This window comes from Thermovibrio sp., from assembly GCA_015488335.1.
Classification (GTDB): Bacteria; Aquificota; Aquificia; order Desulfurobacteriales; family Desulfurobacteriaceae; genus Balnearium.
This window is the reverse complement of the sequence record WFNZ01000070.1, coordinates 25,740-52,564: the sequence shown is the minus strand read 5'-3', so window position 1 is coordinate 52,564 and position 26,825 is coordinate 25,740. Positions and strand designations below refer to the sequence as shown.

The 26,825-nt window shown below is 45.9% G+C and carries 32 protein-coding genes; 12 read left to right on the top strand and 20 right to left on the bottom strand.

Annotated features, from left to right (window positions below):
* Positions 1-7 precede the first annotated feature (7 nt).
* Together F8H35_RS09035 and F8H35_RS09030 are read left to right on the top strand one after the other, a co-directional pair.
* Positions 8-391, top strand: a complete 384-nt coding sequence (locus F8H35_RS09035) for a hotdog domain-containing protein (RefSeq protein WP_472573211.1) — start codon at positions 8-10, stop codon at positions 389-391.
* Complete coding sequence (locus F8H35_RS09030; protein ID WP_472573210.1) at positions 324-1,301, top strand: hypothetical protein; 978 nt, start codon at positions 324-326, stop codon at positions 1,299-1,301. The genes F8H35_RS09035 and F8H35_RS09030 overlap by 68 nt, the downstream gene beginning before the upstream one ends.
* Here F8H35_RS09030 and F8H35_RS09025 read toward each other — a convergent pair.
* Complete coding sequence (locus F8H35_RS09025; RefSeq protein WP_472573209.1) at positions 1,270-2,190, bottom strand: sensor histidine kinase; 921 nt, start codon at positions 2,188-2,190, stop codon at positions 1,270-1,272. The two genes, F8H35_RS09030 and F8H35_RS09025, sit on opposite strands and share 32 nt — an antisense overlap.
* Complete coding sequence (locus F8H35_RS09020; RefSeq protein ID WP_472573208.1) at positions 2,138-2,797, bottom strand: response regulator transcription factor; 660 nt, start codon at positions 2,795-2,797, stop codon at positions 2,138-2,140. The genes F8H35_RS09025 and F8H35_RS09020 overlap by 53 nt, the downstream gene beginning before the upstream one ends.
* Before the next feature lie 60 nt (positions 2,798-2,857).
* Here F8H35_RS09020 and F8H35_RS09015 point away from each other — a divergent pair, with 60 nt between their 5' ends.
* From F8H35_RS09015 to F8H35_RS08995, 5 genes are read left to right on the top strand one after another with little or no spacing between them, the layout of a single operon-like run.
* Positions 2,858-3,112: a hypothetical protein gene (locus tag F8H35_RS09015; RefSeq protein WP_472573207.1), complete on the top strand. Its 255-nt coding sequence runs from the start codon at positions 2,858-2,860 to the stop codon at positions 3,110-3,112.
* The gene (locus F8H35_RS09010; protein ID WP_472573206.1) at positions 3,096-3,875 is read left to right on the top strand and encodes an inositol monophosphatase family protein; all 780 of its coding nucleotides are present in this window, start codon (positions 3,096-3,098) and stop codon (positions 3,873-3,875) included. Before F8H35_RS09015 ends, F8H35_RS09010 begins: the two co-directional genes overlap by 17 nt.
* 10 nt (positions 3,876-3,885) lie before the next feature.
* Positions 3,886-4,776 (top strand): P-loop NTPase, encoded by an 891-nt coding sequence (locus tag F8H35_RS09005; RefSeq protein ID WP_472569033.1) that lies wholly within the window; start codon positions 3,886-3,888, stop codon positions 4,774-4,776.
* Positions 4,760-4,906 carry a hypothetical protein gene (locus F8H35_RS09000; RefSeq protein WP_472569032.1) on the top strand — a complete coding sequence of 49 codons (147 nt, stop codon included), beginning with the start codon at positions 4,760-4,762 and terminating at the stop codon, positions 4,904-4,906. The genes F8H35_RS09005 and F8H35_RS09000 overlap by 17 nt, the downstream gene beginning before the upstream one ends.
* Before the next feature lie 8 nt (positions 4,907-4,914).
* Positions 4,915-5,754: a 4Fe-4S binding protein gene (locus F8H35_RS08995; protein ID WP_472573205.1), complete on the top strand. Its 840-nt coding sequence runs from the start codon at positions 4,915-4,917 to the stop codon at positions 5,752-5,754.
* 28 nt (positions 5,755-5,782) lie between these two features.
* Here F8H35_RS08995 and F8H35_RS08990 read toward each other — a convergent pair whose 3' ends face one another.
* Positions 5,783-6,979: an FprA family A-type flavoprotein gene (locus tag F8H35_RS08990; RefSeq protein ID WP_472573204.1), complete on the bottom strand. Its 1,197-nt coding sequence runs from the start codon at positions 6,977-6,979 to the stop codon at positions 5,783-5,785.
* Positions 6,979-7,143: a rubredoxin gene (gene rd, locus F8H35_RS08985; RefSeq protein ID WP_472569029.1), complete on the bottom strand. Its 165-nt coding sequence runs from the start codon at positions 7,141-7,143 to the stop codon at positions 6,979-6,981. Before rd ends, F8H35_RS08990 begins: the two co-directional genes overlap by 1 nt.
* 113 nt (positions 7,144-7,256) lie before the next feature.
* Between rd and F8H35_RS08980 the strand changes: the two genes are divergently transcribed.
* On the top strand, positions 7,257-7,451 hold the full coding sequence (locus F8H35_RS08980; RefSeq protein WP_472569028.1) for a hypothetical protein: 195 nt from the start codon (positions 7,257-7,259) through the stop codon (positions 7,449-7,451).
* On the top strand, positions 7,429-7,884 hold the full coding sequence (locus F8H35_RS08975) for a PIN domain-containing protein (protein ID WP_472573203.1): 456 nt from the start codon (positions 7,429-7,431) through the stop codon (positions 7,882-7,884). Before F8H35_RS08980 ends, F8H35_RS08975 begins: the two co-directional genes overlap by 23 nt.
* A gap of 71 nt (positions 7,885-7,955) precedes the next feature.
* Here the strand turns inward: F8H35_RS08975 and F8H35_RS08970 are convergent, their stop codons facing one another.
* The 15 genes from F8H35_RS08970 to hypF all read right to left on the bottom strand — a co-directional run bounded on the left by F8H35_RS08970 (position 7,956) and on the right by hypF (position 22,271).
* The gene (locus F8H35_RS08970; RefSeq protein ID WP_472573202.1) at positions 7,956-9,194 is read right to left on the bottom strand and encodes an HlyD family secretion protein; all 1,239 of its coding nucleotides are present in this window, start codon (positions 9,192-9,194) and stop codon (positions 7,956-7,958) included.
* On the bottom strand, positions 9,191-10,432 hold the full coding sequence (locus F8H35_RS08965) for a TolC family protein (RefSeq protein WP_472573201.1): 1,242 nt from the start codon (positions 10,430-10,432) through the stop codon (positions 9,191-9,193). The genes F8H35_RS08970 and F8H35_RS08965 overlap by 4 nt, the downstream gene beginning before the upstream one ends.
* 57 nt (positions 10,433-10,489) lie before the next feature.
* Entirely contained in the window at positions 10,490-11,251 is a 762-nt protein-coding gene (gene hypB, locus F8H35_RS08960) for a hydrogenase nickel incorporation protein HypB (RefSeq protein WP_472573200.1), read from the bottom strand.
* The gene (locus F8H35_RS08955) at positions 11,244-11,939 is read right to left on the bottom strand and encodes a class I SAM-dependent methyltransferase (protein WP_472573199.1); all 696 of its coding nucleotides are present in this window, start codon (positions 11,937-11,939) and stop codon (positions 11,244-11,246) included. Before F8H35_RS08955 ends, hypB begins: the two co-directional genes overlap by 8 nt.
* A complete protein-coding gene (locus F8H35_RS08950; RefSeq protein ID WP_472573198.1) occupies positions 11,940-12,290 on the bottom strand; it encodes a hydrogenase maturation nickel metallochaperone HypA/HybF in 351 nt (116 codons plus the stop codon).
* On the bottom strand, positions 12,290-12,526 hold the full coding sequence (locus F8H35_RS08945; RefSeq protein ID WP_472570364.1) for a HypC/HybG/HupF family hydrogenase formation chaperone: 237 nt from the start codon (positions 12,524-12,526) through the stop codon (positions 12,290-12,292). The genes F8H35_RS08950 and F8H35_RS08945 overlap by 1 nt, the downstream gene beginning before the upstream one ends.
* A complete protein-coding gene (locus F8H35_RS08940) occupies positions 12,527-13,057 on the bottom strand; it encodes a HyaD/HybD family hydrogenase maturation endopeptidase (RefSeq protein WP_472573197.1) in 531 nt (176 codons plus the stop codon).
* Positions 13,058-13,120: 63 nt separating this feature from the next.
* A complete protein-coding gene (gene cybH, locus F8H35_RS08935) occupies positions 13,121-13,768 on the bottom strand; it encodes a Ni/Fe-hydrogenase, b-type cytochrome subunit (protein WP_472573196.1) in 648 nt (215 codons plus the stop codon).
* 50 nt (positions 13,769-13,818) lie between these two features.
* The gene (locus tag F8H35_RS08930; RefSeq protein ID WP_472573195.1) at positions 13,819-15,564 is read right to left on the bottom strand and encodes a nickel-dependent hydrogenase large subunit; all 1,746 of its coding nucleotides are present in this window, start codon (positions 15,562-15,564) and stop codon (positions 13,819-13,821) included.
* Positions 15,565-15,591: 27 nt separating this feature from the next.
* On the bottom strand, positions 15,592-16,674 hold the full coding sequence (locus F8H35_RS08925) for a hydrogenase small subunit (RefSeq protein WP_472573194.1): 1,083 nt from the start codon (positions 16,672-16,674) through the stop codon (positions 15,592-15,594).
* A gap of 246 nt (positions 16,675-16,920) precedes the next feature.
* A complete protein-coding gene (locus F8H35_RS08920; protein WP_472573193.1) occupies positions 16,921-17,205 on the bottom strand; it encodes an ArsR/SmtB family transcription factor in 285 nt (94 codons plus the stop codon).
* A complete protein-coding gene (locus F8H35_RS08915) occupies positions 17,205-18,098 on the bottom strand; it encodes a Coenzyme F420 hydrogenase/dehydrogenase, beta subunit C-terminal domain (RefSeq protein ID WP_472573192.1) in 894 nt (297 codons plus the stop codon). Before F8H35_RS08915 ends, F8H35_RS08920 begins: the two co-directional genes overlap by 1 nt.
* A gap of 9 nt (positions 18,099-18,107) precedes the next feature.
* Positions 18,108-18,848, bottom strand: coding sequence for a coenzyme F420 hydrogenase subunit gamma (gene frhG, locus F8H35_RS08910; RefSeq protein ID WP_472573191.1), 741 nt, complete (start codon positions 18,846-18,848; stop codon positions 18,108-18,110).
* A 10-nt stretch (positions 18,849-18,858) separates the two neighbouring features.
* Complete coding sequence (locus F8H35_RS08905; RefSeq protein WP_472573190.1) at positions 18,859-20,031, bottom strand: nickel-dependent hydrogenase large subunit; 1,173 nt, start codon at positions 20,029-20,031, stop codon at positions 18,859-18,861.
* Positions 20,028-22,271, bottom strand: a complete 2,244-nt coding sequence (gene hypF / locus F8H35_RS08900; RefSeq protein ID WP_472573189.1) for a carbamoyltransferase HypF — start codon at positions 22,269-22,271, stop codon at positions 20,028-20,030. The genes F8H35_RS08905 and hypF overlap by 4 nt, the downstream gene beginning before the upstream one ends.
* 50 nt (positions 22,272-22,321) lie before the next feature.
* Here hypF and rpiB point away from each other — a divergent pair, with 50 nt between their 5' ends.
* The 3 genes from rpiB (at position 22,322) to F8H35_RS08885 (ending at position 25,125) form a co-directional block, all read left to right on the top strand.
* Positions 22,322-22,792, top strand: a complete 471-nt coding sequence (gene rpiB / locus F8H35_RS08895) for a ribose 5-phosphate isomerase B (protein ID WP_472573188.1) — start codon at positions 22,322-22,324, stop codon at positions 22,790-22,792.
* Positions 22,779-24,035 (top strand): serine hydroxymethyltransferase, encoded by a 1,257-nt coding sequence (locus F8H35_RS08890; protein WP_472573187.1) that lies wholly within the window; start codon positions 22,779-22,781, stop codon positions 24,033-24,035. The genes rpiB and F8H35_RS08890 overlap by 14 nt, the downstream gene beginning before the upstream one ends.
* A 391-nt stretch (positions 24,036-24,426) precedes the next feature.
* The gene (locus F8H35_RS08885) at positions 24,427-25,125 is read left to right on the top strand and encodes a GGDEF domain-containing protein (protein WP_472573186.1); all 699 of its coding nucleotides are present in this window, start codon (positions 24,427-24,429) and stop codon (positions 25,123-25,125) included.
* A gap of 49 nt (positions 25,126-25,174) precedes the next feature.
* On the opposite strand, the gene groL is transcribed toward F8H35_RS08885, so the two are convergent.
* Positions 25,175-26,821 (bottom strand): chaperonin GroEL, encoded by a 1,647-nt coding sequence (gene groL / locus F8H35_RS08880; RefSeq protein WP_472573185.1) that lies wholly within the window; start codon positions 26,819-26,821, stop codon positions 25,175-25,177.
* Positions 26,822-26,825: the final 4 nt, after the last annotated feature.

Genomic DNA, 26,825 nt, shown 5'->3' with positions numbered 1-26,825 from the left:
GGTTGAGATGGAGATTAAGACGCACCAAAAGATTGACAGGGAGATTTCCGGAGAGCCTGTGGAGGTTAAAGAGGGCTACGCCAGAGTTGTTCTGAAAACAAAGCCCTTTATGGCCGCAGATGAGAAAGGGCTGGTTCACGGCGGCTTCCTCTTCTCTGCGGCAGACTACGCAGCAATGCTCTCTGTAAACCACCCCAACGTAGTTCTTGGCTTCGCAGAGGTTTCGTTCTTAAAACCTGTAAAGGTAGGAGATACTGTTGAGTTCGTTGCAGAAGGTGAAACGGGAAACAAGAAAAGGGTTGTTGACGTTGTAGGCTACAGAGATGGAGAGGAAGTTTTCAAAGGACGGTTTACCTGCTTCGTTCCGTCAAAACACGTCCTTGACCGTTAGAAAGGAAGTTCTGGAAGAGGCGGAAAAGGAAGGGAGCTCCCGCGAGTTCTTCTTTAAACTGGTGGAGCTCCTTACAGGTTTAAACCGGAGCGAGGTAAAGGAGCTTAACCACGAAAGGCTCATAAAGGAGATAGTTAAGGCCAACCGTTTAGAGGAGGTCTTCTTCCCCTCAAAGAACAAGAACATCTACAGCGCCCTCAGAAAAGCGTTCAGGCAGAAGTTAAGGAGTGAAGTTGAAAGGGAATGGAACAGGAAGATTAAGAACTGGCGAGAGGAGTTTGAGGAAAAACTCCACAGGGCTGCAAGCAGGTATCTGCTGAAGGTTGAAAACTGGGAGCTGATGAGGGAGCTCTACAGGAAGGAGTGGCTACTGCCGTCGGATGTTCTCAACAGATTTAAGGGAAAAACTGAGGAATTTGAAGACTGGATAGCAAAAATCTCAACAGAGGAGTTCCTAAGAAAAAGGGTTGAGAAGTGGATGGAGCTCCCGCCTTTCAAAAGGCGGGAAAAGATAGTTAAAGACATTCTGAAGGCCTACCGGCTCAACTGTTTAGAACTTGGAATCTACGGCCTCTTTCCCCTCTCTGAAGGCGTTGTGTGGGATGCTTTTGTAAGAGAAAACACGTTAGAGGCAGACATTGAAGCCCTTATTAGGAAGAGGAACAGGAAGTTTGTAACAATTCAGTATGCAGTAAAACTGATTGTTGAAAGGGTCTTCTCGGAAGAGGAGATTCCCCCCTTTTTAGACTGGCACCCCTTTGTTGACTACAGAGAGGGACTCTTAAACCGCCACGCCATCCAGCACGGAGTTGCCGTTGAGTTTGGGACTAAAGAGAACTTTCTAAAGCTCTTCTACTTCGTTGACTTTCTGGCCGAAATTATCGGGTATCTCCTTGAAAGTAAACGGTGAAAACGGTTCCTTTCCCCTCCTCAGACTCAACCTGAACCTTCCAGCCGTGGAAACGGGCAATCTCTTTAACTACAGAGAGGCCTATGCCTGAACCGGAGCTCCCCTCACCCTTAACAAACCTCTCAAAAATTTTCGGAAGGAGCTCCTCCGGTATTCCCTTTCCGGTATCTGAAACCCTCAGGTAGTCGGAAGTGAGCTCAACTTCCACTCTTCCCCTGTCTGTAAAGTTCAGTGCGTTGTCAATTAAGTTCCTCAAAAGCTGCTGAAACAGGACTTTGTCGGCTGGAAGACTCACGTCTTCAAGGAAATAGCGGAGCTCCACTCCCTTTTTACCTGCCCTCTTCTTAAAAGAGGCAACAACCTCCTCCGTTAAAGGCCTCAGGTTCACCCACTCAAAGTTAGAAACTTTAGAGGAAAAGAGCTTCCCGATGCCAGACAGGATGGACTCCACCTTTTCGGCCTTTTCGTAAATCTCCTTTACAGCATCGGGATCTGAGCACTCACCGTAGAGCAGGAGGAACTCTGCGTTCCCTTTTATGGCCGTTAGAGGAGTCTTTATCTCGTGGGAGAGGGTTGAAACAACGTTCTTTTTCAGCTCCTCTATCTCAACCTCAAGCGTAATGTCTTTCTTCAGGGCAACTATTAAACTGCCAACTTTAGAGAGCTTTAGAAGGTAAGTCCTATCTCCCTCTGTAAAGGTTGCAGAGCTCTCCCCCTCCTTTACTGCCTCCTCAAAGGCTTTAACAACCTCCTGAAACGGGTAAACGTCCCACAGCTTTTTAAAGTCCTCGCCCAGAACAAACCCTTTTTCGTCAACAACCTTTATCTCGGGGAACTTACTCTGGAGCTCCCTCAACCAGCCTGTATCCAACTCCCCAAACCGTCTCAATCCTGTCTCCTATCTTATCCCTCAGGTGTTTTACGTGAACGTCAACAACCCTCTTTGAAACGGCCTCCCCTTTCCACACTTTCTGAAGGAGCTCCTCCTTTGAAACAACCTTTCCCCTGTTTTCCAAAAGAACTCTGAGGAGCTCCCTCTCCCTGCCCGTCAGTTTAACCTCCTTTCCGTCAACGAGAACTCCAACGTCTGTTATCACTATTCCAGAGGTCTCAAGATTAAGTGCCACTTTACCTCTCCGCCTTAAAAGTGCCCTTAAACGGGCAAGGAGCTCCCTTATACTGAAGGGCTTTGTCAGGTAGTCGTCTGCCCCGCTGTCAAGCCCTTTCACCTTATCGTCTTCTTCAGAAAGGGCTGTAAGCATCAGAACCGGAACATCGCTTCCCCTATTTCTTAAAAATTTGCACGCATCAACGCCGTTCAATCCGGGAAGCATTACGTCTAAGATAACAACGTCAAACTCCTCGCCGTAGTCAAAAACGGCACTGAGGAACTTCTCGGCCGTTGAGAACTCCCTGACAGAAAACCCCTCTTTAATCAGAACCCGCTTTAAAAGGTTTACAATAGAGAGGTCATCCTCAACAACTGCTACTCTCAAAGCTCCTCCGGAACTACATTAAGGTTTAAAATAGGACAAAAACCTTAAGGAACTGTTAAGATGTTATCAGACGAGTTCATAGCAGCAGTTGAGAAAACGTTTACCGTTAAAGGCTTTGATCTGAACGTAGAGTTTCAAGACCTTGAAACCTGGGACGAGGCCATATTCCACACAAAGAGCCTCATCTCAGAACACGGTATTGGCTACGTCTCTTTCCACCACACATTTAAGGTGGAATTCCTATTAGAGAACGGGAACCTCATTTCCCTATCCTATAGACCGGTTCCGGGAGATATGTATGGAAAAGGTTATTGATACGGCAGTAAAAGCGGCAGATAGGGCTTCAGAAGTCCTCTTAGACTACTTTGGAAGGATTAAAGCCTCAGACGTTGAGGAGAAGGCAAAGAACGACTTTGTAACCGAGGCTGACAAAAAATCAGAAATGATTATTATTAAGACTATACAGGAAGTTTTCCCACAACACACTATAGTTGCAGAGGAAAGCGGCCTCCACTCGGGAAACGACTGGAAGTGGTATATAGACCCGTTGGACGGGACGAAGAACTTTATCCACGGCCTACCGGTCTTCTGCATCTCTATAGGAGTTGAGTTTAAGGGAGAGCTGGTAGCAGCTGTTGTAAAGGCTCCTGTTCTGGACGAAAACTTTATCGCCGAGAAGGGAAGCGGTGCCTACTGCAACGGAGAGAGGATGAGAGTCAGTTCAAGGCCTTTTGAGATGGCACTTGTTGCAACAGGGTTTCCTTTCAGAGGAAAGGAGCTCTTAGACAGCTACCTGAAGTGCTTTAAAGAGGTATTCCTCAAAGTTTCAGGAATAAGGAGGTGCGGCTCTGCCGCCTTAGACCTTGCCTACACAGCAAAGGGGGTTTTTGACGGCTTCTGGGAGATGTCCCTCCACCCGTGGGATATAGCCGCAGGAGTTCTTCTGATTGAAGAGGCCGGCGGTAAGGTTTCAGACTTTGAGGGCAAAGACGGGTATCTAAGAAGCGGAAACATCGTAGGAGCCTCACCAAACACCTACAGAGGGCTCCTTGAGATAGTTCAGAGACATCTAACTTAGGAGGTAGAGAATGGCCTTTGACGAGAAGAAGTGTGAAGGCTGTGCACATAAGGATAAGTGCCAGACAGCTCAAGACCCTATGGACGTAAAGCTCACCTGCAACCTCTCTAAGATAAAACACAGAATCGGGATTTTGAGCGGTAAGGGAGGTGTTGGAAAGACAACGGTTGCAACGAACCTTGCAGCTGAACTTGCAAAGAGAGGCTACAAAGTTGGCCTTTTAGACGCAGATATACACGGGCCTAACGTTGCCAAGATGCTTGGAGCTGAAGGACAGAGGCTCTTTGCAGATCCGAACACTCAAACGATTAAGCCCTTTATTCCCCTTGGGATTCCAAACCTGAAAATCGTCTCCATGGCCTTTCTCCTTGAAAACGCCGACCAGCCGGTTGTCTGGAGAGGCCCCTTAAAGCACCAGGTTATAAAGCAGTTCCTTGCAGATATAGACTGGGGAGACCTTGACTTCCTCATCGTTGACCTGCCGCCTGGAACGGGAGACGAGGCACTGAGCGTTGCCCAGCTCATTAAGCCTATGGACGGATTTGTAATCGTTACAACTCCACAGGAAGTTTCACTCCTTGACACCAGGAAATCCATCAGCTTTGCCAAAATGATGAACGTTCCGGTCCTTGGAATTATTGAGAACATGAGCGGCCTTATCTGTCCCCACTGCGGAAAGGAGATTGACCTCTTTAAGAAAGGTGGAGGAGAGAAGGCCGCCGAGGAGCTTGGTGTTCCGTTTCTTGGAAGGGTTCCCATTGAGCCTGCAGTTGTTGAGGCCGGAGACAAGGGCGTTCCGATAGTTGTCTCCCACCCTGAAAGCCACTCTGCAAAGGCGCTTGAAGAGATTACAGACAAGCTCCTTAAAGAAGTGGGAGAGAAGGTTGAAGCTGCCAATTAAGAAAGTTCTGGCGGGGGGAGCTCTCCTCCTCTCCCTCCTTCTTATAATCATCGGAATCCTTTTGGGCGAGCCCAGAATCATCTGGAGCAACGGGAAAATCCTCTGCCTCACCTGTATAGGCATCAAGTAGGAGAGGCTATGCTAAAAGTTCCCTTTCTGAAGAACAGGCGGGTTTATCAGTTTTTAACAGGAATAACGGCGAACCTGCCCATGTGGAACTTCATAACTGCAAGGCTCTACACGGGAAAGCTCAAGGCCATTCCTTTTCCCATAATGAACTGTTACGCCTGCCCTGCCTCCCTCTACTCCTGCCCCATTGGAACGATCTCCCACTTCTTCGTAATCAGCAAAATCCCGCTTCTAACTCTGGGAATTATCTCTGCAGTCTCAGCCTCTTTCGGCAGGTGGATATGCGGATGGGTCTGCCCATTCGGACTGATTCAGGATCTCCTCAACAAAATCCCCTCTTTCAAGTTTGACTTGCCAAAGCCTTTTGTCTACCTGAAATACCTGATGCTCATATTTGGAGTGATTCTTCTTCCCTACTTCTTTAAAGAGCACTACTTCTGTATGGTCTGCCCCACGGGAACGATAGAGGCGGGAATCTACTGGGTTGCCGTAAGTTCAATGATTGCTAACATGGCGGGAGCCTTTTTCCTCTTCAAGCTGGCCTTTGGAAGTATGTTCCTCTACGGATCAATCTTCATAAAGAGGCCATTTTGCAGGTATGTGTGTCCGCTGGGAGCTCTCTTCTCTCTCTTCAACAAGCTCAGCATCGTTGACTTTAAGGTTGAAAAGGAGAACTGTATAGAGTGCAACCTGTGTAAGAAATCCTGCCCTGTTAACTACCCGATATACGAAGATCCCAACTCCCCAGCCTGTTTAAGGTGTTTAAACTGCGTAAGGGTCTGCCCCGTTGTAAAGATTGACTCCCCTGTTTTAAGGGCAAAGGAGACTGTAGAAGGTTTAAACAGGTAGGAAATAAGCCCCCGAAGGGGCAGAAAGTTTAAAGGGTGCTTACTTCCTTAACTTTAGCGGCAAGTTCTTTAGCAAACTGAGAGAGTTTTTCATAGTCTTCCTCTTTTGGAAGGCCTTTAACAAGAACTGGCTCTAACCACTCGGCCTTAACGTTTTTCAGCGTATCCTGAACGTGCTTAACCATAACTTTACCGTTCCATCCGTAGGAACCAATTACAGAGAGGAACTTCGTTTTCGGCCTCAGGCCGTTCATCAGGTAGGCAAAGGAGATAACCGACGGGTGGGCACCTGCAAGGACTGTTGGAGAGGCGATAACGACGGCAGCAGCGTCAACCAGGTCCATCGCAACGTTTCCGATGTCTGCAGTTATCAAATTGTAAGGCCTGACGATTACACCCTCTTTGGAGAGCTCCGACGTTAAGTAATCAACCATGTGGCGGGTGCTCTCGTGCATTGAGACAAAGGGAATAATAACCATGGGCTTCACTTCGTCTGAAACCCACCTCTTATAGGCTCCCGTCATAAACTCAACGTCCTTTATAACAACTCCGTGGCTTGGGGCGATTATCTCAGGCTGGAGTCTGTCTATAAGGGCTAAGTGTTTCTTTATGAAGTTCCTGAAGGGCATCATGATTTCTGCGTAGTAGCGCTTTGTTTCAAGGTAAACCTTTGCCCTGTTCTCGTCTGTCGTGTCAAAGAGCTCAGAGGTGGCTATGTGGGAGCCTAAGAAGTCGCAGGTAAAGAGGATTCTGTCTTCTTTAAGCCATGTAAACATGGTTTCCGGCCAGTGAACCCAAGGAGCCATGAAGAACTGAAGGGTTTTGTCTCCTAAGGGGAGCTCCTCTCCCTCATCAATAACCTGAAAAACCTCTTCCGGCAGGTGGAGAAGGTCTATGAGCATGGTTTTACACTTTTTGTTTGTAACGACCTTTGCATCGGGAAACCTCTCAAGAACGTCTGGAATCGTTCCGGAATGGTCCTGCTCTGCGTGGTTTGAGACTACGTAGTCAATCCTTTCAACCCCAAGCTCCTCAAGATTTCTGAAGAACTCCTCTCTCTTATGAGGCTCAACCGTGTCTATGAGGGCTGTCTTTTCGCTTCCCTTTATAAGGTAGGCGTTGTAGCTCGTTCCCTCAGGCAGGCTTACAAGCTCGTCAAAGAGAACTCTGTCCCAGTCAACGGCTCCAACCCAGTAGACGCCCTCTTTTATCTTCTTTGCCGCCATCACTCCTCCAGTGGTTCAAAGTCCTCTTTCCCTGCTCCACACCAGGGGCAGGTCCAGTCGTCGGGGAGCTCCTCAAAAGGCGTTCCCGGAGGAATTCCGTTCTCAGGATCTCCAATCTCCGGGTCGTAAATGTATCCGCAGGGAACACATACGTATTTTTTCATTATACCCTCCTCTTAGTAGGAATGATTCTCAGTAATCAAGTTATAGATATGGGCAACTAAAGTCAACCCGATATAGATTAGAGATTGATAGAATCTTCAAAAGGAGGTTGGCGATGGGAGAGATAATCATTAAAGTTCCAGAAGACGTAAGGGAGGTTATTGAGACGGAGCTCCCCTACCGGGAAATCAAGAAGAAACTTGAAGAGCTTGAGAAAGAAAAAAAAAGAGAAAATGCTTTGAAAATTCTGGAAAAATATAAACATAGCATTGAAATTGAAGAGATTAATGAAGAGGAACTCTACTCATAGGAGAAAATATGGAAACCTTATTGACAGCAACATAATTATTGAGGCCTTTAAAAAGAGAGGGTCTGAGGAGGCTTCTGAAATTTTAAACCTCATACTGCAGGAAAATGTTATCTGCTTTATTAACATTATTGTTGAAAGTGAAGTAGTCTTTTACCTGATAACAAAAGGCAAAGGAAAACTAAATTTGCGTGAACTTGAGGAATTTCTTGACTTCTTTGAATTTTTATCTGCTAACAAAAACATACAATCTCTATTCAAAGATTTCGTAGAAAAATACAAACTTAAACCGAACGACGCCATTATTCTCTCAACCTGTAAATACTACGGCGTTCCCTATTTGATATCCCTTGACTCTGACTTTGAGAAACCGTGTAAGGAAGAAGGAATAGAGCTTATCAGCTCGTCAGGAAAGTTAAAGGAAGCTATAAGCTGACCGCTTAAACGCTTTCTGCAAAAAACGTTCCAGAAGTTCAGCAGTTCTGAATGTGTTTTAGAAAGGAAATTCTACCTTTTAACAAGTGTCAGAGCTACTCTATCTCCCTCTTTCAGCCCTTTTACTATCTCTGTATAGGTGTCGTCGCTCCAGCCGACCTCAACGGGAACTTCAACAACTTTTTTCCCAACAACTTTATAGACAATGTAGTGGCCATTCTTCCACTTAACGGCTCCGTTTGGAACGACCAATACGTTTTTCTTAATCCCTGCAATTATTCTGTTGTGGGTTGTCATCTCAGGCCTTAAGTAGTTCTCTCCGTTAAAGCCCCTTGCCACAACTATGTAGTAAACAACGTTGTTGAGGATTTTGGGCTTTGGGTATATCTCAACAACCTTTGCCCTGAAGACTTTATCTCTGTAAGCGTCAACTGTAAACTCAACGGGCATCCCTTTCTTAACCTTTCCTATCTCTGTCTCGTCAACATATATCCAGTTTTCAAGCCTTTTGGGGTCTAAGATGGTTACAAACTGTGGAGCGTTGAGGCCTGCAACTACAGTTTCTCCTTCCTGGGTTGAGACGAAGGAAATTACTCCGCTCATGGGAGCGTAGATGTAGGAGTAGGAGTAGCGCACCTTTGCCTGTTTCAGGTCTGCCTCTGCCTTTTTCAGGTTCTCTCTGAACTCGGCCTTTAACCTCTCAAGCTCTGCCTTTTGGGCTTTCAGGTTAAACTTTGCCCTTTTAACCTCTTCCTCTGCGGCCTTTAAAGAGCTCTCTGAGGCAAAAAGCCGTGCCTTTGCGTTTTTGAACTTCTCCTCTGTTGTGTAGCCGATTGAGAGGAGCTCCCTCTGTCTCTCAAACTCCCACTTCTTTACCCTGTAATCCTCCCGTGCCGCCTTGAGCTTTGAAAGGGCTGAGGAGAGCTCTGCCTGTGCAGACTTAACCTTTAGCTCCTGCTCTCTTATCCTTTTCGGGTAAGTTTCCTCAATCTCTTTCAGGTTGGCCTCAGCCCTTTTAAGGGATGCGCGGAGCTCCCTGTTGTCAATCACGGCAATCAGGTCTCCTTTCTTAACCCGATCTCCAACTTTAACGTTCTCCTTAACAACGGTTCCGGAAATCCTTGCCCCAACTTTTATCTCAGCCCCTACCTGAGGCTTTATGATTCCCGTTGCGTTTATTACCTTCTTAACCGTTCCTTTTTTAACCTCAACAACTTTCCCGGGAAAGAGAACCTCTTTTTTCCTTCCGAACTTCAGGAAAATTCCAATTCCAGCTATGAGAATCAGGAGAAGGGCTATCCACTTTTTCAATTCTCACCTCCAAGGAGCTCCCCTGTGGCCTTTCTAAGGGAAACAATTGAGAGGTTGTAGTTTAAGAGAGATTGGACGTAATCTTCCTGAGACTGGCAGTAGAAGTCAAAGGCCTGAAGGAGAGCCACAATGTCTGAAACGCCCAATTTATACTCATTCAGAGCCCTCTCGTAGGCTTTTTTAGCGTATTTGAGGGAGCTCTCTGAAGATTTCAGCTGAGAGTAGGAGTAATTAACATCGCTCAGGGCATTTAGAACCTCAAGCTTAACGCTGTTCTCTGTCTCTTTCAGGTTTAGCTGCGCCTTTTTAAGCTGTGAAACCTGCTCCAAAGTCTGAAATTTGGTTAAACCGCTGTCAAAAACCGGAAAGCTGAAGGTAAAGCCGGCTGAGTAGTTCTTATCTCCGGGAAACTCTGTTCCTGTTCTCTGGGCTGAAAAGTTCAAAGAGAGCTTTGGAGAGAGATTTCTCTTTGCAAGCTGAACGTTCTTTTCTGCTATCTCAACCTGCTGTTTCGCTTCTTTTACCTCTGGCCTCAGGAGAAGAGCTCTCTTAACCAGCTCGCCGGAGTATAGAGGCAATCTCTTCTCTATCAAGTTTACCTCTGGCTTCTCTCTCTCTTTCAGTGAAAAGTCAAGAAGGGCGTTGAGGGAGTTAAAAGTTTTCCTGTATTCGTTCTCGGCCCGAGAGAGGAGAGCTCTCCTCTTCTCAACCTCAGATTTCGCCTTCAGAACGTCTGTAATCATCACAAGGCCTTTTTTGAACTTCTCTTTAGCAACTGAGAGGATTTTCTCGGAGCTCTCAACCTGCTTCTTCCTGAGGTCAATCTCCCTCTCAAGGGCTTTCAGTTTATACAGGTAAGAGAGAGCTTGAGAGTAGACGTCAAGAAGTGTTGAGCTGACGGCGTAGCGGAGCTCCCTTACTTTCTCCTTATCTATAGAGAGCTCTATGTTCCTCTGAAGGTTTAAAGGCTCTGCCGTGATTGAAACGCCATAGGAGTAGTTCTGGTTCCAGTTCTGGAAAATATCAGGATAGAACTCGTTAAAAGAGGCGGTAAGGTTAACTTTCGGGAAGTAAGACCTGAAGGTAGCCTTTTCTCTGAATTTCTGAGATTTAACCTGCTCTTCCTTAACTTTTAGCTTTAAAGAGCGTTTCAGTATTAGAACTTTCAACTGAGAAGGTGTTAAAGCAAAAGCGTTAACGGGAATAAGAAGGGTAAGTGCGGCGGTTAGAAGCTTCAACCTCTACCTCTTTTCTCTATTTGTAGAGGTAATGATACAAAAGAGGGGAGGGAGCTCCTACCCCTCAACCTTCGCAGCTTTCTTCTCCTGAACCTTCTCCCTCAGGAAGTTGAACCAATCTTCAAGACCCTCACCGGTTTTTGCCGAAAGAACAAAGATCTTCAGGTTGGGATTAAGTGAAAGGGCTTCTTTTTTTACTTTCTCAACGTCAAAGTCAAAGTAGGGAAGAAGGTCTGACTTTGTGATGATGAAAACATCAGACGTTTTAAAAGCCTTCGGGTATTTAGCCGGCTTGTCCTCTCCTTCAGGAACGGAGATGAGAACAACCCTTATGTGCTCTCCTAAGTAGAAAGATGATGGGCAGACGAGGTTTCCAACGTTTTCTATGAAGAGAATGTCCGGGTAGCCTTCCATCTGCTTTTCTAAAGCGTGGAAACCTTTATGGACTAAAGGAGCTTCTAAATGGCAGGCGCCTCCAGTTGTTAGCTGAACAGCAGCAGCCCCTTTTGCTCTTACCCTTTCAGCATCCCTCTCTGTTTCAATATCTCCCTCAAGGACTCCTATCTTCAGCTCGTCCTTTAGAGCTTCAACGGTCTTCTCAAGGAGAGTCGTCTTTCCAGAACCGGGAGAGCTTATAAGGTTTATGGCAAGAATCCCGTGGCGGTCAAAGTGTTCCCTGTTTGACTGTGCAACCCTTTCGTTCTCACTCAAAAGACTCTTCTTAATCTCAACGTTCCTCTTAGTTGTGTCGTCTGAAACTACAAAGTGGTCGTGTTCGTGGCTGTGGTCGTGCTGTCCGCACCCGCATACATCACACATTTTCTACCTCCTTTATCGCTATTACTCCCCCTGCAACCCCTCCCATGAATTCCTGAGCTGCCAGAACCCTGAAGCCGCTTTTATTGAGGAGAGCAACAAATTCAGACATTGTAAAGAAGTTCTCTATAGACTCAAACAGGTAATCAATGGCCTCTTTGCTCTTTGTTATAAGGCGGCTCAAATTCATAAAGCTTTTAAACAGGTAGTTGTTCAACTTAAACAACATGTCTCCTTTATTGGGCTTGAAGAAATCAAGAACAGCCCAAACACCACCTTTTCTCAAAACTCTCAAAGACTCTGAAACTGTAAGGGGCGGTTCTGGTGAATTCCTGACGCAAAAAGAGGAAAAGAGAACGTCAACTACAGAATTTCTTAAAGGGAAAAATCTGTTATCAGAACATATATAATAGCCGCTATTTTCCAGTCTCTCTCTGGCAAGATGAAGAAGCGGTTTGCTTATATCACAGTTCAGAATTTTCACTCCCGGTTTTTCTTCAAGGAGGAGCTCCCCCATATTCCCGGCACCGGAGCAGAAGTCAACTATAACCTCAGGCTCTGGAACTACAGAGAGAGCTCCCCTTATTAGAGCTCTCCTCCATCTGTTGACCTGAACAGGGCTTGAAAGCCTGTTTATAAACTTTTCATAGTAAACGGCAAAATCGCTGTTGAATATCTCCTTAACCCTCATCTACACCTCTATTTCAGCATCTACAACTTCAAGCTCTTCACCTGAGAGGAGTTTTAAATTTATAGAACCACACTGGGGGCACTCAGGAAAGAAAACCGTCTCAACTTCAAACTCCTTACCACACTCGTTACACCTGTAGAGAATCGGCGTCTCCTCAACTATCAGCTCAGTTTTAGATAGTTTCGGGAACTGTTCTTTTAGTGCATTAAAGGCAAAAACGAAGGAATCAACAACAATCCCTGAGAGTTTTCCTATCTTTACACGAACTTTTAGAACCTTTTTAGCCTTTTCCCTCTCTGCCATCTGGTTCAGTGAGTCAAGAAGACCCATGGCTATAGAAGTTTCATGCATCACCCTTCCCCTTCAAGGGCTTCAAGAACTTCATCCAAGGCCTGCCATATCTCCTCTGCCGCCTTCTCGTCTATCTTCTCTATGGCGTTTCCAACGTGAACCATCACGTAGTCTCCCTCCTTCACCTCATCCTCAGGAAGGAGCATAAGGCTTATGGTTCTCCTAACTCCCTTAGCCTCTGCAACGGCCATAGGGTAGTTAATCTCAACAACCTTCATGGGAACTCCCACGCACATTTAAGCCTCCTTTACCTTTTCTTCCCACCAGATGTTTGGGTCTTCCGGCTTTTCCTTTAACTTTGGCTCTACTCCCCACTCTTTAAGAATTTCTAAAACTCTTCCTTCAACTTCTGGAAGTTTTGCCTCAAGTTCAGGTGTCAATCCTGTTCCAGTCTCTATAGATTTTGGAATAATCCCTATCAGTTTTACATCTTCCGGACAGGTTCCCTTAATTTCATTAAGAAGGAGAACTTCCTGAAGTCCCAACTGGTGGGGAGAGAGCTTTAAGGGAAGTTTATCTATGAAGAAATCCTCTTTTTCGTATATTTTTATTTCCCCGGGCTCTCCTTTAGCTTTTACAACGTCAATGATTAAGAGTTTGTCAAGGTAGTCTATTTCAGGAGAGAGGAAAATTCCTGCAGTTCCACCATCTATCAGAACAACATTTTCGGGAAAATCGTACTTTGCCTTTAACAGATAGAGAAGCTTTACTCCAAAGCCCTCATCTCTCAGAAGAACATTTCCAACTCCCATAACACCGATTTTCATTCTTCCTCCAAATTAAAAATGGGGGAGCAAAACTCCCCCTTCCCTTTTGTAGAACAACCGGATTTACTGCTCTTTCTTTGCAAACTTGAATCCGTCAAAGATAGAGGAAATAAGACCTTCTGGATGTTTAATATCGTTCCAGACAACTATGTAGATATGAACCATTGCAAACCATGCGAAGTACCAGTTAAGGATGTAGTGGATAAACCTTGCTTCCTGCTGTGTTCCAAAGAGTGAAGCACCAATTGATGTGAAGATGCTTCCCTCAGGGTAAAGGAGATAGAGGCCTGTTAAAAACTGAACGATGGCAAGGAGAATTGTGAAGAAGTAGGCCGTTCCGGCAAGGGCGTTGTGGCCAAGCCTCTCCTCGTGGTGGTCTGTAAGGTATGCGTAGTAAAGGAGAGTTGAAAAGAGGTTCTTAATGTTCCTGCCGGTTATTGGGAGGAAGTCCCAGACCCTTTCGTATTTGTTGCCGAAGAACCACAGGTAGAGCCTTGCAAGGACTGCGCAGGTAAAGAGCATTCCAGCTATGAAGTGGATCCAGCGCATTGTGGCCATCGTGAACTGGTGGCTTCCTTCAAGCCAGGTGTTTGTCCAGGGCCAGTGGATGTAAAGACCTGTAACTATGAGGGTGAATATTGAAGGAGCAAACGTCCAGTGAAAGAGCCTCAGGAGTATGCTCCAGACGTATTTCTTCTCGTAAACAGCCATTTTTTCCCTCCTCATTAGCTTTAGGAGGGAGGGGAGCTCCCTCCCTGAAATTAAAGGACTTTAACCTTCGTAATCTCATTTCCTTCCGGATCAACAAGGTGGACGGCACAGGCGATACAGGGGTCAAAGGAGTGGACAGTTCTGAGGACTTCAAGGGGCTTCTCAGGATCTGCGAGTGGGTTACCGATGAGGGATGCCTCGTATGGACCGTGCTGTCCCTTATCGTCCATCGGAGAGGAGTTCCAGGTTGAAGGAACAACTGCCTGGTAGTTCTTAATCTTACCGTTTTCAATTACACACCAGTGGGAGAGGGTTCCCCTCGGAGCTTCGTGGAAACCACAGCCCTTAATCTCACCGGCAGGGTAGCTTGGCGGATTGTAGATCTCAAGGTCGCCACGGCCAATGTTGTCAACAAGTTGCTCCCACTGTTTCAGTGCAAGATCAGAAGCAACCTTAGCCCTGAGGGCCCTTGCAAGGTGCCTTCCTGGAGTGGACTGGAGAACATTAATGTCAATACCGTCAGAGCTTTCTCCAAGAAGGGAAAGAACGCTCTTAAGGTCAGAGAGTGCCTGGTCAACGTACTTCTTAATGAGCTTATGGCCCTGAGCGTATCCGACAAGAATCTGAGCAAGAGGCCCAACCTGCATTGGGACGTAGTCGTTCCCCTTCATAAACCTTGGAGCTTTCGTCCAGGAGTACTTACCGTTGGGATCAACGTAGCCGCCCGGCATTCCAGTGTAGTCTGGAACTGTATCCTCATCCCAGGGATGCCTTGTCCAGTCTCCCTTATACCAGGCGTGGGTAATGTTCTCCCTTACGTTCCTAATGAAGTACTCATCGTTGAAGCTCTTAATAGGCCTAACTGTTGAAAGGTCTCCACCGAAGATAGTTCCCCCAGGAAGGTCAAAGACTTCACCTTTTGTATCCTGAGGAAGATCTGGAACTGCGAGGTAGTTATCAACTCCCCTACCGTACTGGAGCCAGTCTTTGTAGAAAGCAGCAATTGCGATAACGTCTGGAACGTAGCAGTTGTGGACAAAGTCTCTGACCTCTTCAAGGAGCTGTTTAATGTAGTAGAGACGCTCCATGTTGAGGGTTGCTTCGTTGTCTGGGTTGATGGCAGTTGAAACGCCACCTACTGCAAGGTTCTGGATGTGCGGGTTCTTTCCGCCAAGGATTGCAATTGCCTGGTCGGCCTTCCTCTGGAAGTCTAAGGCCTGGAGGTAGTGGGTTACTGCTATCAGGTTTACTTCAGGTGGAAGTTTCATTGCAGGGTGGCCCCAGTAACCGTTGGCAAACGGACCTAATTGTCCGCTCTCAACAAACTTCTTAAGCTTATCCTGAACTGCCTTAAAGATAGGAACTCCGTTCAGTTTCCAGTTCTGATAGCTCTCAGCGATCTTTGCAGCTTTGTGTGGATCTGCCTTAAGGGCAGAGACAACGTCTACCCAGTCTAAAGCAGAAAGGTGGTAGAAGTGGACGATGTGGTCGTGAAGCAAGTGTCCAGCAATTATAAGGTTCCTTACCATTTGAGCATTATAAGGAACTTCTAATTGAAGAGCGTTTTCAACAGACCTTACTGAAGCTATTGCGTGAACCGTTGTACACACACCACAGATTCTCTGGGCAAACATCCATGCATCATCTGGGTCTCTACCTTGAAGGATAACCTCAATTCCCCTCCACATCTGAGAAGAGGAGTAAGCGTCTTTTATGTATCCGTTTTCAGGAACAACCTCTATCCTAAGGTGACCCTCTATCCTGGTAATCGGGTCAACTACCACTCTGTTAGCCATTTCTTACCTCCCCATCCGGGTTTTTATTTATTCCTCAGATTTTGAACCTGTTGCAAGTCTTTTAGCTATACCAACACCGGCGTGGATTGCAACTGCTGCTGCCGTAACGCCAAGTGCAGCCTTTCCAATCTTACCGGCACTTGCCTGGATACCTTCACCGGCTCCAGGTATCTTAACATTAGGCAGTCTCTTGTGGAATGGAGTCATAGTATCCCAGAAGTTGGGCTCTGTACAACCGTAACATCCGTTACCTACAGAAACAGGCCACACCTCTACGTCGTTAAACCTGATAACAGGACAGTTGGAGTAGGTCTCAGGTCCTTTACATCCAACCTTGTAGAGGCAGAATCCTAACCTGTGACCAACATCTCCAAACTGCTCTGCATAGCGGCCTTCATCAAAGTGGGGTCTTCTTTCACAGTGGTCGTGAATCTTCCTTCCGTAGGCAAATAGTGGCCTTCCAAACTTATCTGTAGGTGGAAGTTTCTTAAATGTTAAGAAGTAGAGAACTGTTGATAGGAAGTTTTCAGGGTTTGGAGGACATCCTGGAACGTTGATTATGGGCTTGTCTTTAATGATATCTGAAACGCCAACAGCACCGGTTGGGTTTGGTTTTGCAGCCTGAATACCTCCAAAGGAAGCACACGTTCCAATAGAGATGATGGCAAGGGCTTTTTCAGCTGCACGCTTAAGGATTTCAACAGCTGTTTTTCCTGCAATCTTACAGTAAACTCCACCGTCTTTGAGAGGTATTCCACCTTCTACCACTAAAACGTAGTTGCCTCTCTCAATGGCCTTCTCAAGGTTTTCCTCTGCCTGTTTTCCTGCTGCTGCAGAAAGTGTTTCGTGGTAGTCCAAGGAGATAAGGTCAAGTATTAAAGTTGCTACATCAGGATGTGAAGCTCTAAGTAAGCTCTCGGAACAACCAGTACATTCCTGAAACTGGAGCCATACAACACTTGGTCTTTTGGGGTCTGAGGCCGCTTCGGCAACCTTTGGAACCATCTCCATGGGAAGTCCCATTGCAGCTGTAGCTATGGCACAGGCCCTGAGGAAACCCCTACGGGACATCGTCCCCGGTATTCCCCCCATAAAGAGGCTTCTGTTCATGGTGCCCTCCTAAAGATAAGTTTATTTGCTGTCTGTTTTTCATTTTAGAATAAGCTTATTAAGATGTCAACGGTATGCTAATTTTCTATTTTTAGAAATTAATTTAGTGCTTAACATAGATGATAATATAAAGAATTCTTTATCTAAAGTCTATTTAAAAACAAGAGAAACCAGAAAAAGAAAAGGAAACATATCCCCCCTAATAGAACCCTCCTTAAACAGATTTAAGCTTAATTCTATTAAAATTTAAAAAAGTATTTCTATTAACTCTTTAACAGCTTCATTGGTGGTTCTATATAAAACTTTAGTTCCTTTTTTTCTGTAAGAGAGGATACCGAGCTCTTTCATAAGACCAACGTGTTGAGAAACTTTTGGCTGAGATATACCTAAAATCTCTACCAGCTCTTTCACGCAGAGCTCCCTATCAAGGGTCAAAAGTATGATTGCAAGTCTTTCGGGATGACCTAAAACTTTAAGGAGCTCCGCTTTTTCAAGTAGCTCTCTCTCCTCTACTTCTGCTAAAGTAGTCATCAGAACACCTCCTCTTCAAAGTTTACATCAACTGAGTTCCAAATACGATAAAACTTCCTGAGTTTGTTGTCGTTCCACTTAGGAACAGGAAGCCCAAGCTCAACTCTCTCAACAATATCGGCTATATTGAGAAGAATTTTCTCTCTGAGGAAATTTTCAACAGATGTGAGGAGCTCCCCATCAGCCTTACGGAAGAGAACCTCTCCAGGAGACACCTTTTGAAGATGAGCAAGCGTACTCCAGCCTCTTTCACTTCTAACGATAAAAAGAACTTTGTCTTCTTCTTTAAGGCTTACACAGGTAATGTCTGTCCCCTTTGCAGCCATGTTCAAACAGTATCGGCAGGCGCTATTAATGTAGTGGTGATGAATAGATGGAGAAACTTTCACACTACTCCCATCTTCAAGGAGGTAAAAGAGTTCTCCACGATCAAAGTAAAACCTTTCCACTTTGCCGGGTTTCCCAGTTATGTCTGAAACTTCTGCAGTAAAACCGTTCTCTGTTAAAAGTCCGGGACAGAGGAAACCCACTTTTAAAGAAATAGCAGTTTTTGTCCAGTTGCACCCTATACCGAAGTACTGGGTTTTGTTGAGGCCGTCAAAGGTACAGGCAGGAGCATAAACAGCAAGCCTTGAAAATCTATACTTCTGGATGGCTCTTTTAAGAAGAGAGTTAACACCGAAACAGGTGTTTCTGGAAGGAAGCTCCACCTCATCACTCTTCAGAATCAGTTTTGGACTGTCTCCTGTTTTACTGCAGGTCAGAAGACCATCTATAAACTTGTGCTTAATCATTAACCTGAAAATGGATTCAATAGGGTTCTTGCCCTTCCCTTCAACGACAAAAGCCCCACGAAAATCTCCTATCAGAAAACGGCGGTTCAAACCAACCATCTTCCGCTCCTACACGTAAACTGGTTGAGGATAAGGCTTAAAGCTCTGCGGACAGGCAGCCAAACAGGAACCGCAGTGAACACACAAGTTTGAGTTAAAGGACGGTTTACCGCACTCTCTGTTAAAGGATATGGCACGGGTAGGACAGGCCGTAGAGCAGGTACCACAACCCACGCAGAAACCTTTGTTAACCACTTCAGAAATTATGTCAAAACCGGAAGCTTTGGTTGATGAGGTCATAAGCTCAAAGGGAAGGAGGAAATCTTCATTAACTTCTAAAAGGGCTAACAGGAAGCTGTAAAGTAGAGAAGGGTTGGGTGGACATCCAGGAATTGCATACTTAACCTTTGTCCTCAAGAACTCAACTTCTGTAACGGGAACAAAGGTCTGGCTTTGGGGCTGAGGAAGCTGGTTTCCACAGGAAAGTCTCCTGACTCCACCGAAAGCTGCACAGCCACCAATTGCTACTATAACCTTAGCCTTTTTTCCAACTTCCCTTAACAGATTTATGTGGTGGGGGTCTTCAACACAGAGAGCTCCCTCAACGAAAGCCACATCCATGCGGGGGATATCCCGCCTTTTGGTAAGCATGTTTGAGTAGACAAGCTCAACGGTATCAAGGATTTCAACAGCTTCCTCAAACATGTCCAGGAAGGCTACCTGACATCCCGAACAGCTGGAGAAGTGGAGAAACCCCACCTTTAGCTTGAAGTCTTCCTCTTCAAAGGAGAGTCTATCTCTGTAAAACATCCCAACCTCTTCAATGAGCAGCACAAACAATACACGGGTCGTAAGCCCGAACTATAAACTCCACTTTCGTTGCGGGAACTCCCCTTAAAGCCTCACTAACGGCAAAGAAGTTTATCTCTGTCGGTACTACGATTTTATAATATATAATTTTTCCTGATTTATCAATTTTTACAGCATGAACGTTGGTTCCCCTGGGGGCTTCATGAACCCCTATACCAAGCGTCTCTCCATCTGAAGAAGGGGTTTTCCTGTTCCAGAGTTCCCCGTCAAACCTCCCACTTTCCAGTATCTCTCCAATTCTCTTTAGAGCGTCTAAATTTTCCTGAGCTCTTAACAGGTGGAGCTCCTTAACTCCACCTTTAGGTTTATAACCGCGAAAGAGAACAGCTCTCGCCCTTGGTCCAGTTTCAAAAGGCTTTCCGTCAATTACAGGGAAAAGATTAGAAGCTCTACGTTTAAGACCGGCTTCAAGTATTTCCTGAGGAAGGACAAAAGAGAACCTCTCAAAATCAATTTTCTTCCCGTAGTAAGGATCCGTAGCAAAAAAGCTTAGATTGTGCTTCCCAAACTCCTCGTCAAGACCTTCCCTTTTCCAGAGGTCATCAAGTTTTTCTCTGAAAAGTGAAAAACTTGCCTGAAGTTTAAGCAGAATATCCGAAAGTCTACAGAGTATTTTGTCTTTAACAAACTCTTCCAGAGGTTCAGAGATTCCCCCTACTTTCACATTTGGAGAGTGAATAATCTCTCCCCCTATCGTTTCAAGAACCATTCCGGCAAATTTTCTAACTTCTTGAACTTCTCTGATAAAACCAAGCTGCTCCTTTTTCTCCGGGAACAGATCCTCAGAAATAATTATCTGGTGGAGAAGATTGTTATAGACTCGAACAGCAAGACCTAAAACTTCTCTCAACTTTTCAGCCTCTGGGGGAACTTCAATACCGGCAGCGTCTTCTATTGCCCTTACAGAGGCTATGGCGTGGGTAACCTGACAGAGACCGCAAATCCTTGTAGTTATGGTAGGAGCAACCCTTGAGTCCTTACCAAGAAGGAGAGTCTCAAATCCCCTTACAGGAACGAGAGCGTAGTAGATTCCTCTCTCTACGATACCATCTTCAACTTCAAGGTAAAGGCCGGAATGACCTTCTGTAAGGGGAATACCCTCCAATTTCACAACTTTCCTCAAATTAGACCTCCGTAAACAGCCTGCCCTAAAGAGAGGCCGCCGTCGTTAGGTGGAACAACCTGGTGAACCAGAACTTTAAAGCCTTTTGAAGGGAGCTCCCTCAAACACTTCTCAGTAAGAATTTTATTCTGGAAAACCCCTCCCGAAAGGGCTACCGTATCAATTTCCGTTTTCTCTCTAAGAATTCGGGCAGACTCCAGAACCATTTTTACCACTGTGTTGTGGAACTTCATTCCAACATCTGAAGGGGAAATCCCTTTCTTAATGTCAGAGAGAACAGCAAGGAGAGTCTCTCTCCAGTCAATTTCACCGTCTTCTATTTTAATAGGATAGCTTCCGCTCTCATTAGAAGTTGAGGAGATTTCCTCAAGGAGAATTGCCCCCTGAGCGTGGTAGTTAACGGTGTAACGGATTCCAAGTAGTGCAGAGATTCCGTCAAATAGTCTCCCCATACTTGAAGTCAAGGGGGAGTTTATTCCCTTATCTACCATCTGAGAAATGAAGTAGAGTTTTTTAGGTTCAATCCTTAAGTAGTCTTCAGGATTTTCCCCAACAGCCTTTAGAAGTGAAACTGCAACTCTGTAGGGTTCTTTAACCGCCTTGTCTCCACCGGGAAGGGGAAAATACCTGAGGTGGAGAGCTCTCTCAAACTCTGTATATCCGGCAATGAGAACCTCACTTCCCCAGATTTTACCGTCTGTTCCGTAGCCTGTTCCGTCAAAGGAAAAGGCTATAACCTTTTCTGAAAGGGGAACCTCGTTCTCTGCCATTACGGAAATTGCGTGGGCGTGGTGGTGGTAAACTTGAACCAGCTTCTCTCTGAAAACCTCTCTGCCGAACTTCGTTGTGAAGTAGCCGGGATGGTAGTCTGAAACGACAACTTCAGGCTCAATTTCAAACAGGTTCAGAAGGTCTTTAACTGTTTCTCTGAAAAATTCCTCAGCCTTAAGATTGTCTATGTCCCCAATGTGCTGGGAGATGTAAACTCTGTTTCCCTTACCAAGGGCTACAGTAACTTTCATGTGGGGGCCTAAGGCCAGAACGGGGCGTTTCAGTTCAAACGGAAGGAGAACGGGAAGTGGAGCGTAACCACGGGAGCGGCGGAAAGGAACGACTCTCCCTCCCATAACCTTTACAACTGAGTCGTCGCACCGCCTTGCAATTTCACGGTTGTGGAGGAGAGCTCCGTCAACCAAATTTCCCAGAACATTCTCAACTTCAGAGTTCTTAAACATTATCGGTTCATCTGTAACGTTACAGCTCGTTGCAACTATGGGCTTTCCAAAATCCTTGAGGATTATGTGATGGAGTGGAGTATAGGGAAGAAAAGCCCCTACTGTTTTTGTATCTGGGGAGACGGACGGAGCAAGGTCGTTTTCCTCTCTCTGTTTCAGGATAACGATGGGAGACTCAACAGAGGTCAAGGCTATCTCCTCTAAAGGGGAAACTTCTGCAAACTCCCTAATCTGCTCAAGGTCTTTAAACATAACGGCAAAGGGCTTCTCCTGGCGTCTTTTTCGCCGGCGGAGCTCCGCCACCGCCTCCTCGTTCGTTGCATCGCAGATAAGGTGAAACCCGCCGAGCCCCTTAACAGCCAGAATCTTCCCCTCTTTCAGCCACTCAACGAGAAGCTTCAGTGCCTCATCCCTCTCTGCAACAGTTTCTCCTCCCCCGTTTACAAGCCAGACGTGGGGACCACACACAGGGCAGGCGTTGGGCTGGGCGTGGAACCTCCTGTCTAAAGGGTTCTCATACTCTTCCCTGCACTTTTCACACATTTTAAAGTCTTTCATAGTTGTGTTGGGGCGGTCGTAGGGGAGTGAGAGAATGATTGTGAACCTTGGGCCACAGTTTGTGCAGTTTATAAAGGGATACCTGTATCGCCGGTTTTCAGGGTCAAAGAGCTCAGAGAGACACTCCTTGCAGGTTGATAGGTCTGGAAGGACAGCAACCTTAACCTCTCCTCTTTTCTCGCTCTTCCTTATCTCAAAATTGGTGTAGCCAACTTCATCTAAAAATTTCTTGTCTATGCTGAAAATTTGAGAAGCGGGAGGTTTCTCACTCTGGAGCCTCTTTAGAAACTCCTCTAAACGTTCTTTCTCCCCCTCAACCTCTATTACAACTCCCGTTTCACTGTTTAAAACGTAGCCTTTAAGACCAAGCTCTGTTGCAAGCCGGTAGACGAAAGGCCTGAAGCCAACACCCTGAACAAGGCCGGTTACGTAAAGTTTCAGTCTCATTCGCTCTCCCTGAAGTAATATAATTCGGTCAACTCTCAAGGAGGAAAGTTATGAAGATAGCCCTTGCCTGTGACCACGGAGGATTCAGACTGAAAGAGGTTATCAAATCTTACCTTGAGGAGCTTGGAATTGAATACGTTGACTACGGAACCTACTCAGAAGACTCTGTTGACTACCCGGACTTTGCCTACAAGGCCGCTAAAGGAATTGTAAACGGAGAAGCAGACAGGGGAATCTTCATCTGCGGAACGGGAATAGGCATCTCCATCGCTGCCAACAAGGTAAAGGGAATAAGGGCAGCACTGTGCTACAACGTTTACGCAGCAGAGATGAGCAGGAGACACAACAACGCAAACGTCCTCTGTTTAGGTGGAAGGGTTTTGGGAGAGGAACTTGCAAAGAGGATAGTTAAGGCGTGGCTTGAAACTCCTTTTGATGGAGGAAGGCACGAGAGGAGAATCAACAAGATTCACAAGATTGAAGAAAACGAATGTGGAGGAATAGACGATGAAGCACCTTAAAACAGTTGATCCTGAAATCTTTGAAGCGCTCAAATGCGAGTACAAGAGGCAGAACGAGCACCTTGAGCTCATAGCCTCTGAGAACTTTACCTCTCCTGCTGTTATGGAAGCTCAAGGGTCTGTTCTTACAAACAAGTACGCAGAGGGTTACCCGGGTAAGCGCTATTACGGGGGCTGTGAGTGTGTTGATATTGCAGAGGAGCTTGCAATAAAGAGGTGTAAGGAGCTCTTTGGGGCAGACCACGTTAACGTTCAACCCCACTCAGGCTCACAGGCAAACCAGGCCGTTTATCTAGCAGTTCTAAAGCCGGGAGACACAATCCTCTCAATGAACCTCTCACACGGCGGCCACCTCTCCCACGGCTCACCTGTAAACATGACCGGAAAGTATTTCAACGTTGTTCAGTACGGAGTAAGGAAAGATACAGAAACGATTGACTTTGATCAGGTTTACAAGCTGGCAAAGGAACACAAGCCTAAACTTATAATCTGCGGAGCCTCCGCCTACCCGAGGGTTATTGACTTTGATAAGTTCAGGGAAATTGCAGATGAGGTGGGAGCTCTCCTCCTTGCAGACATCGCCCACATTGCAGGGCTGGTCGTTGCAGGACTGCACCCATCACCTATTGAGGCATGCCACTTCGTCACAACAACAACCCACAAAACCCTCAGGGGTCCAAGGGGCGGCGTTGTAATGTGCAAAGAGGAGTTTGCAAAGGATATTGATAAAGCCGTATTCCCGGGACTTCAGGGTGGCCCTCTGATGCACGTAATTGCAGCCAAAGCTGTTGCGTTTAAAGAAGCTCAAACTGATGAGTTCAGGAAATACCAGGAGCAGGTTGTTAAGAACGCAAAAGCGATGGCTGAGGAGCTCCAGCGCCAGGGCTTCAGACTCGTTTCTGGAGGAACGGACAACCACCTGATGTTGGTTGACCTGACAGACAAGGGAATCACAGGAAAAGAGGCCGAAGCTGCCCTTGGAAGGGCGAACATCACTGTAAACAAGAACACAATACCCTTTGACACAAGAAGCCCCTTTGTAACGAGCGGAATCAGAATTGGAACTCCTGCAGTAACAACAAGGGGAATTAAAGAAGACGAGGCCAGGAAAATTGCCCAGCTGATAGCTGAAGTTTTGAAGAATATCAACGACGAGAAAGTCATTGAAAGGGTAAAATCAGAAGTCATAGAGATATGCGGAAAGCATCCGCTCTACCCGGAGCTCTCCGAGCTCTACTCCTAAGTTAAATTTTCCGGGGGAGTTTTCCCCCTTTTAACCGGAGTTCTACATGCTCAGGGCTACATCTGACTGTTTTTCAAGAACTGTCACCTCCACAGAGCTTTCAGAAGGCTGCCAAATTTTCTTAAGTTTCCTTACCTTAATAACAGGGCTGATAGTTGAATCTGTTTTCATCAGTTTAGAATACTTCATTGGGAACAAACTCTTCTTCTGGGGAAATATCTTAACTATTTCTGCTTACTTTATTGCGCTTATCCTCCTTAAATTCTTCCGAAAACCATTTTTATCCTCTTTAACTTCTATAGTTGCCCTCACATTAGCTTTATGTTTTCACTTAATAAAAGGAGAAATTTACAGCCTCTACTGGTTCCCTCTCATTCCTCTTCTTTCCAGTATGTTGTTTGATTTTAAACTTTTTCTCTTTTTTACTTACTCCCCAATTTTTTTAGTTTCGTTAATTTTTTCATTTCAGCTCTTTGATAGTAGCTACGTTCTTTTTACTAAAGAAACATACAAATTAGGACTCAGTGCTTTTACAGCATATTTAGTTTTCTCAACGGTAGCTGCCGTTTACAGGTTTATTTTAGACAGATTCAGAGAGGAGCTCCGCCTCCTCTTAGACAAAGACTACTTAACAGGAGTTTTAACAAGGAGAGCTCTCTTCTCTCGCCTTAAAGCTGTAAACTGTGAAAGTTCTCCCTACTCCGTAATAATGGCAGACATAGACAATTTCAAACAGATTAACGACACCTTCGGCCATCAGGCAGGAGATAGGGTTCTAAAAGAATTAGGAAAAATCTTTAAAGAAAACCTCAGAAGAAAAGACTTTGTCGGAAGATATGGCGGTGAAGAGTTCCTCATAGTCCTTCCGGAAACTGAAAAAGAAAACGCAAAGTTCGTAGCTGAAAAACTGAGAAAAATAATTGAAAACAGCGTTTTTAACTATCCGGGGAAAAGGATAACGGTAAGTTTTGGAGTTGCTGAATGTAGAGAAGCAAAGTGTTCTAAGTGTCCTAAAGAAGTAATTGAACTTGCAGATGAAAGGCTGTATAAAGCCAAAAGGGCAGGCAAGAACAGAGTAGTTTCAGATTAAAAACAAAAGGGCGCCCGAAGGCGCCCCAAAGTTTTTGTAGCAGTCAGGCTTAGAACTCAGGCATTCCAGCCCCTGGTGCCTTCTCCTCTTTCTCAGGTATCTCAGTTACAGTAGCCTCTGTTGTGAGGAGAAGACCTGCTGCAGATGCAGCGTTCTGGATAGCAACCCTCTCAACCTTAGCAGGGTCAATTACTCCGGCTTCAACGAGGTTCTCAAACTCACCCTTCCTTGCGTTGAAGCCCCACTCTACGCCTTTCTCCTTGATGAGCTCCTTAACCTTCTCAACAATTACCTGTCCGGCATATCCTGCGTTGTCGGCAATCTGCCTCAGTGGAGCCTCAACAGCCTTCTTAACTATTTCAACGCCGTGCTTCTTGTCAATCTCACCTTTCTCGTCAAGCTCTTTTGCAAGGTCGTCAAGCTTCTGGGATGCTGCAAGGAGTGCTGTTCCACCACCGGGAACGATACCTTCCTCAACTGCAGCCCTTGTAGCGTGGAGAGCGTCTTCAACCCTTGCCTTCTTCTCCTTGAGCTCAGCCTCTGTTGCGGCACCAACTTTGATGATTGCTACGCCGCCTGCAAGCTTGGCAAGCCTTTCCTGGAGTTTCTCCTTATCGTACTCAGATGTTGCTTTCTCAAGCTCAGCCTTAATCTGCTTGATCCTTGCCTCAATGTCTTCTGGCTTACCCTTACCGCCGATGATTGTTGTGTGCTCTTTGTCAACAACAACCTTGTCGGCCTGACCAAGCATGTCAAGAGTAACGTTTTCAAGCTTGATTCCAAGGTCTTCAAGGATTGCAGTTCCGCCTGTGAGAACTGCAATGTCCTGGAGCATAGCCTTTCTTCTCTCGCCAAATCCAGGAGCCTTAACTGCACATACTTGAAGTGTTCCACGAAGCTTGTTGACTACGAGTGTTGCAAGAGCTTCACCCTCTACATCCTCAGCAATGATGAGGAGCGGTCTTCCTTCCCTTGCTACCTGCTCAAGGACTGGAAGGAGCTCCCTGATGTTGCTGATCTTCTTACCGTAGATGAGGATGTATGGATTCTCAAGAACACACTCCATCTTCTCAGGGTCTGTTACGAAGTATGGAGAGAGGTAACCCCTGTCAAACTGCATACCCTCAACAACTTCAAGGGTTGTCTCAAGACCCTTAGCCTCTTCAACGGTGATAACGCCTTCCTTACCTACTTTGTCCATAGCCTCGGCGATGAGCTCACCGATTTCACGGTCGTAGTTCGCAGAAATTGTGGCTACCTGAGCAATCTGCTCTTTGGTCTCAACAGGCTTCGCAATCTTCTTGAGCTCGTCAACGATAACCTTAACGGCCTCGTCAATTCCCCTCTTAATCTCAATTGCGTTCTCGCCTGCCGTTACGAACTTGAGGCCGTCGCTGTAGATAGCCTGAGCGAGAACTGTAGCAGTTGTTGTTCCGTCGCCTGCCTTGTCAGCAGTTTTCTGAGCTACCTCTTTAACAAGCTGAGCACCGATGTTCTCAACAGGATCTGGAAGTTCAATTTCCTTGGCAACGGTAACACCGTCTTTTGTAACGAGTGGAGAGCCAAACTTCCTCTCAAGAACAACGTTCCTACCGCCAGGACCCATTGTAGCCTTAACGGCGTTTGCAAGTTTATCTACACCTGCCTTTATCTTCTGCCTTGCCTCGTTGCTGAAGATTATTTCCTTTCCAGCCATCTCT

Bases quoted from the DNA above. Each gene is read 5' to 3' on its own strand.
- F8H35_RS09015 (WP_472573207.1), top strand. From the start codon at position 2,858: ATGTTATCAGACGAGTTCATAGCAGCAGTTGAGAAAACGTTTACCGTT.
- F8H35_RS08885 (WP_472573186.1), top strand. From the start codon at position 24,427: ATGTTGTTTGATTTTAAACTTTTTCTCTTTTTTACTTACTCCCCAATT.
- F8H35_RS08890 (WP_472573187.1), top strand. From the start codon at position 22,779: ATGAAGCACCTTAAAACAGTTGATCCTGAAATCTTTGAAGCGCTCAAA.
- F8H35_RS09010 (WP_472573206.1), top strand. From the start codon at position 3,096: ATGGAAAAGGTTATTGATACGGCAGTAAAAGCGGCAGATAGGGCTTCA.
- F8H35_RS09035 (WP_472573211.1), top strand. From the start codon at position 8: ATGGAGATTAAGACGCACCAAAAGATTGACAGGGAGATTTCCGGAGAG.
- F8H35_RS08975 (WP_472573203.1), top strand. From the start codon at position 7,429: ATGAAGAGGAACTCTACTCATAGGAGAAAATATGGAAACCTTATTGAC.
- F8H35_RS09030 (WP_472573210.1), top strand. From the start codon at position 324: ATGGAGAGGAAGTTTTCAAAGGACGGTTTACCTGCTTCGTTCCGTCAA.
- F8H35_RS08940 (WP_472573197.1), bottom strand. From the start codon at position 13,057: ATGAAAATCGGTGTTATGGGAGTTGGAAATGTTCTTCTGAGAGATGAG.
- frhG (WP_472573191.1), bottom strand. From the start codon at position 18,848: ATGTTTTACAGAGATAGACTCTCCTTTGAAGAGGAAGACTTCAAGCTA.
- cybH (WP_472573196.1), bottom strand. From the start codon at position 13,768: ATGGCTGTTTACGAGAAGAAATACGTCTGGAGCATACTCCTGAGGCTC.
- F8H35_RS08920 (WP_472573193.1), bottom strand. From the start codon at position 17,205: ATGACTACTTTAGCAGAAGTAGAGGAGAGAGAGCTACTTGAAAAAGCG.
- F8H35_RS08945 (WP_472570364.1), bottom strand. From the start codon at position 12,526: ATGTGCGTGGGAGTTCCCATGAAGGTTGTTGAGATTAACTACCCTATG.
- F8H35_RS08955 (WP_472573199.1), bottom strand. From the start codon at position 11,939: ATGAGGGTTAAGGAGATATTCAACAGCGATTTTGCCGTTTACTATGAA.
- F8H35_RS08990 (WP_472573204.1), bottom strand. From the start codon at position 6,979: ATGGCGGCAAAGAAGATAAAAGAGGGCGTCTACTGGGTTGGAGCCGTT.
- F8H35_RS08930 (WP_472573195.1), bottom strand. From the start codon at position 15,564: ATGGCTAACAGAGTGGTAGTTGACCCGATTACCAGGATAGAGGGTCAC.
- F8H35_RS09005 (WP_472569033.1), top strand. From the start codon at position 3,886: ATGGCCTTTGACGAGAAGAAGTGTGAAGGCTGTGCACATAAGGATAAG.
- groL (WP_472573185.1), bottom strand. From the start codon at position 26,821: ATGGCTGGAAAGGAAATAATCTTCAGCAACGAGGCAAGGCAGAAGATA.
- F8H35_RS08995 (WP_472573205.1), top strand. From the start codon at position 4,915: ATGCTAAAAGTTCCCTTTCTGAAGAACAGGCGGGTTTATCAGTTTTTA.
- hypB (WP_472573200.1), bottom strand. From the start codon at position 11,251: ATGTGTGATGTATGCGGGTGCGGACAGCACGACCACAGCCACGAACAC.
- F8H35_RS08925 (WP_472573194.1), bottom strand. From the start codon at position 16,674: ATGAACAGAAGCCTCTTTATGGGGGGAATACCGGGGACGATGTCCCGT.
- hypF (WP_472573189.1), bottom strand. From the start codon at position 22,271: ATGAGACTGAAACTTTACGTAACCGGCCTTGTTCAGGGTGTTGGCTTC.
- rd (WP_472569029.1), bottom strand. From the start codon at position 7,143: ATGAAAAAATACGTATGTGTTCCCTGCGGATACATTTACGACCCGGAG.
- F8H35_RS08950 (WP_472573198.1), bottom strand. From the start codon at position 12,290: ATGCATGAAACTTCTATAGCCATGGGTCTTCTTGACTCACTGAACCAG.
- F8H35_RS08915 (WP_472573192.1), bottom strand. From the start codon at position 18,098: ATGGTTGGTTTGAACCGCCGTTTTCTGATAGGAGATTTTCGTGGGGCT.
- F8H35_RS08980 (WP_472569028.1), top strand. From the start codon at position 7,257: ATGGGAGAGATAATCATTAAAGTTCCAGAAGACGTAAGGGAGGTTATT.
- rpiB (WP_472573188.1), top strand. From the start codon at position 22,322: ATGAAGATAGCCCTTGCCTGTGACCACGGAGGATTCAGACTGAAAGAG.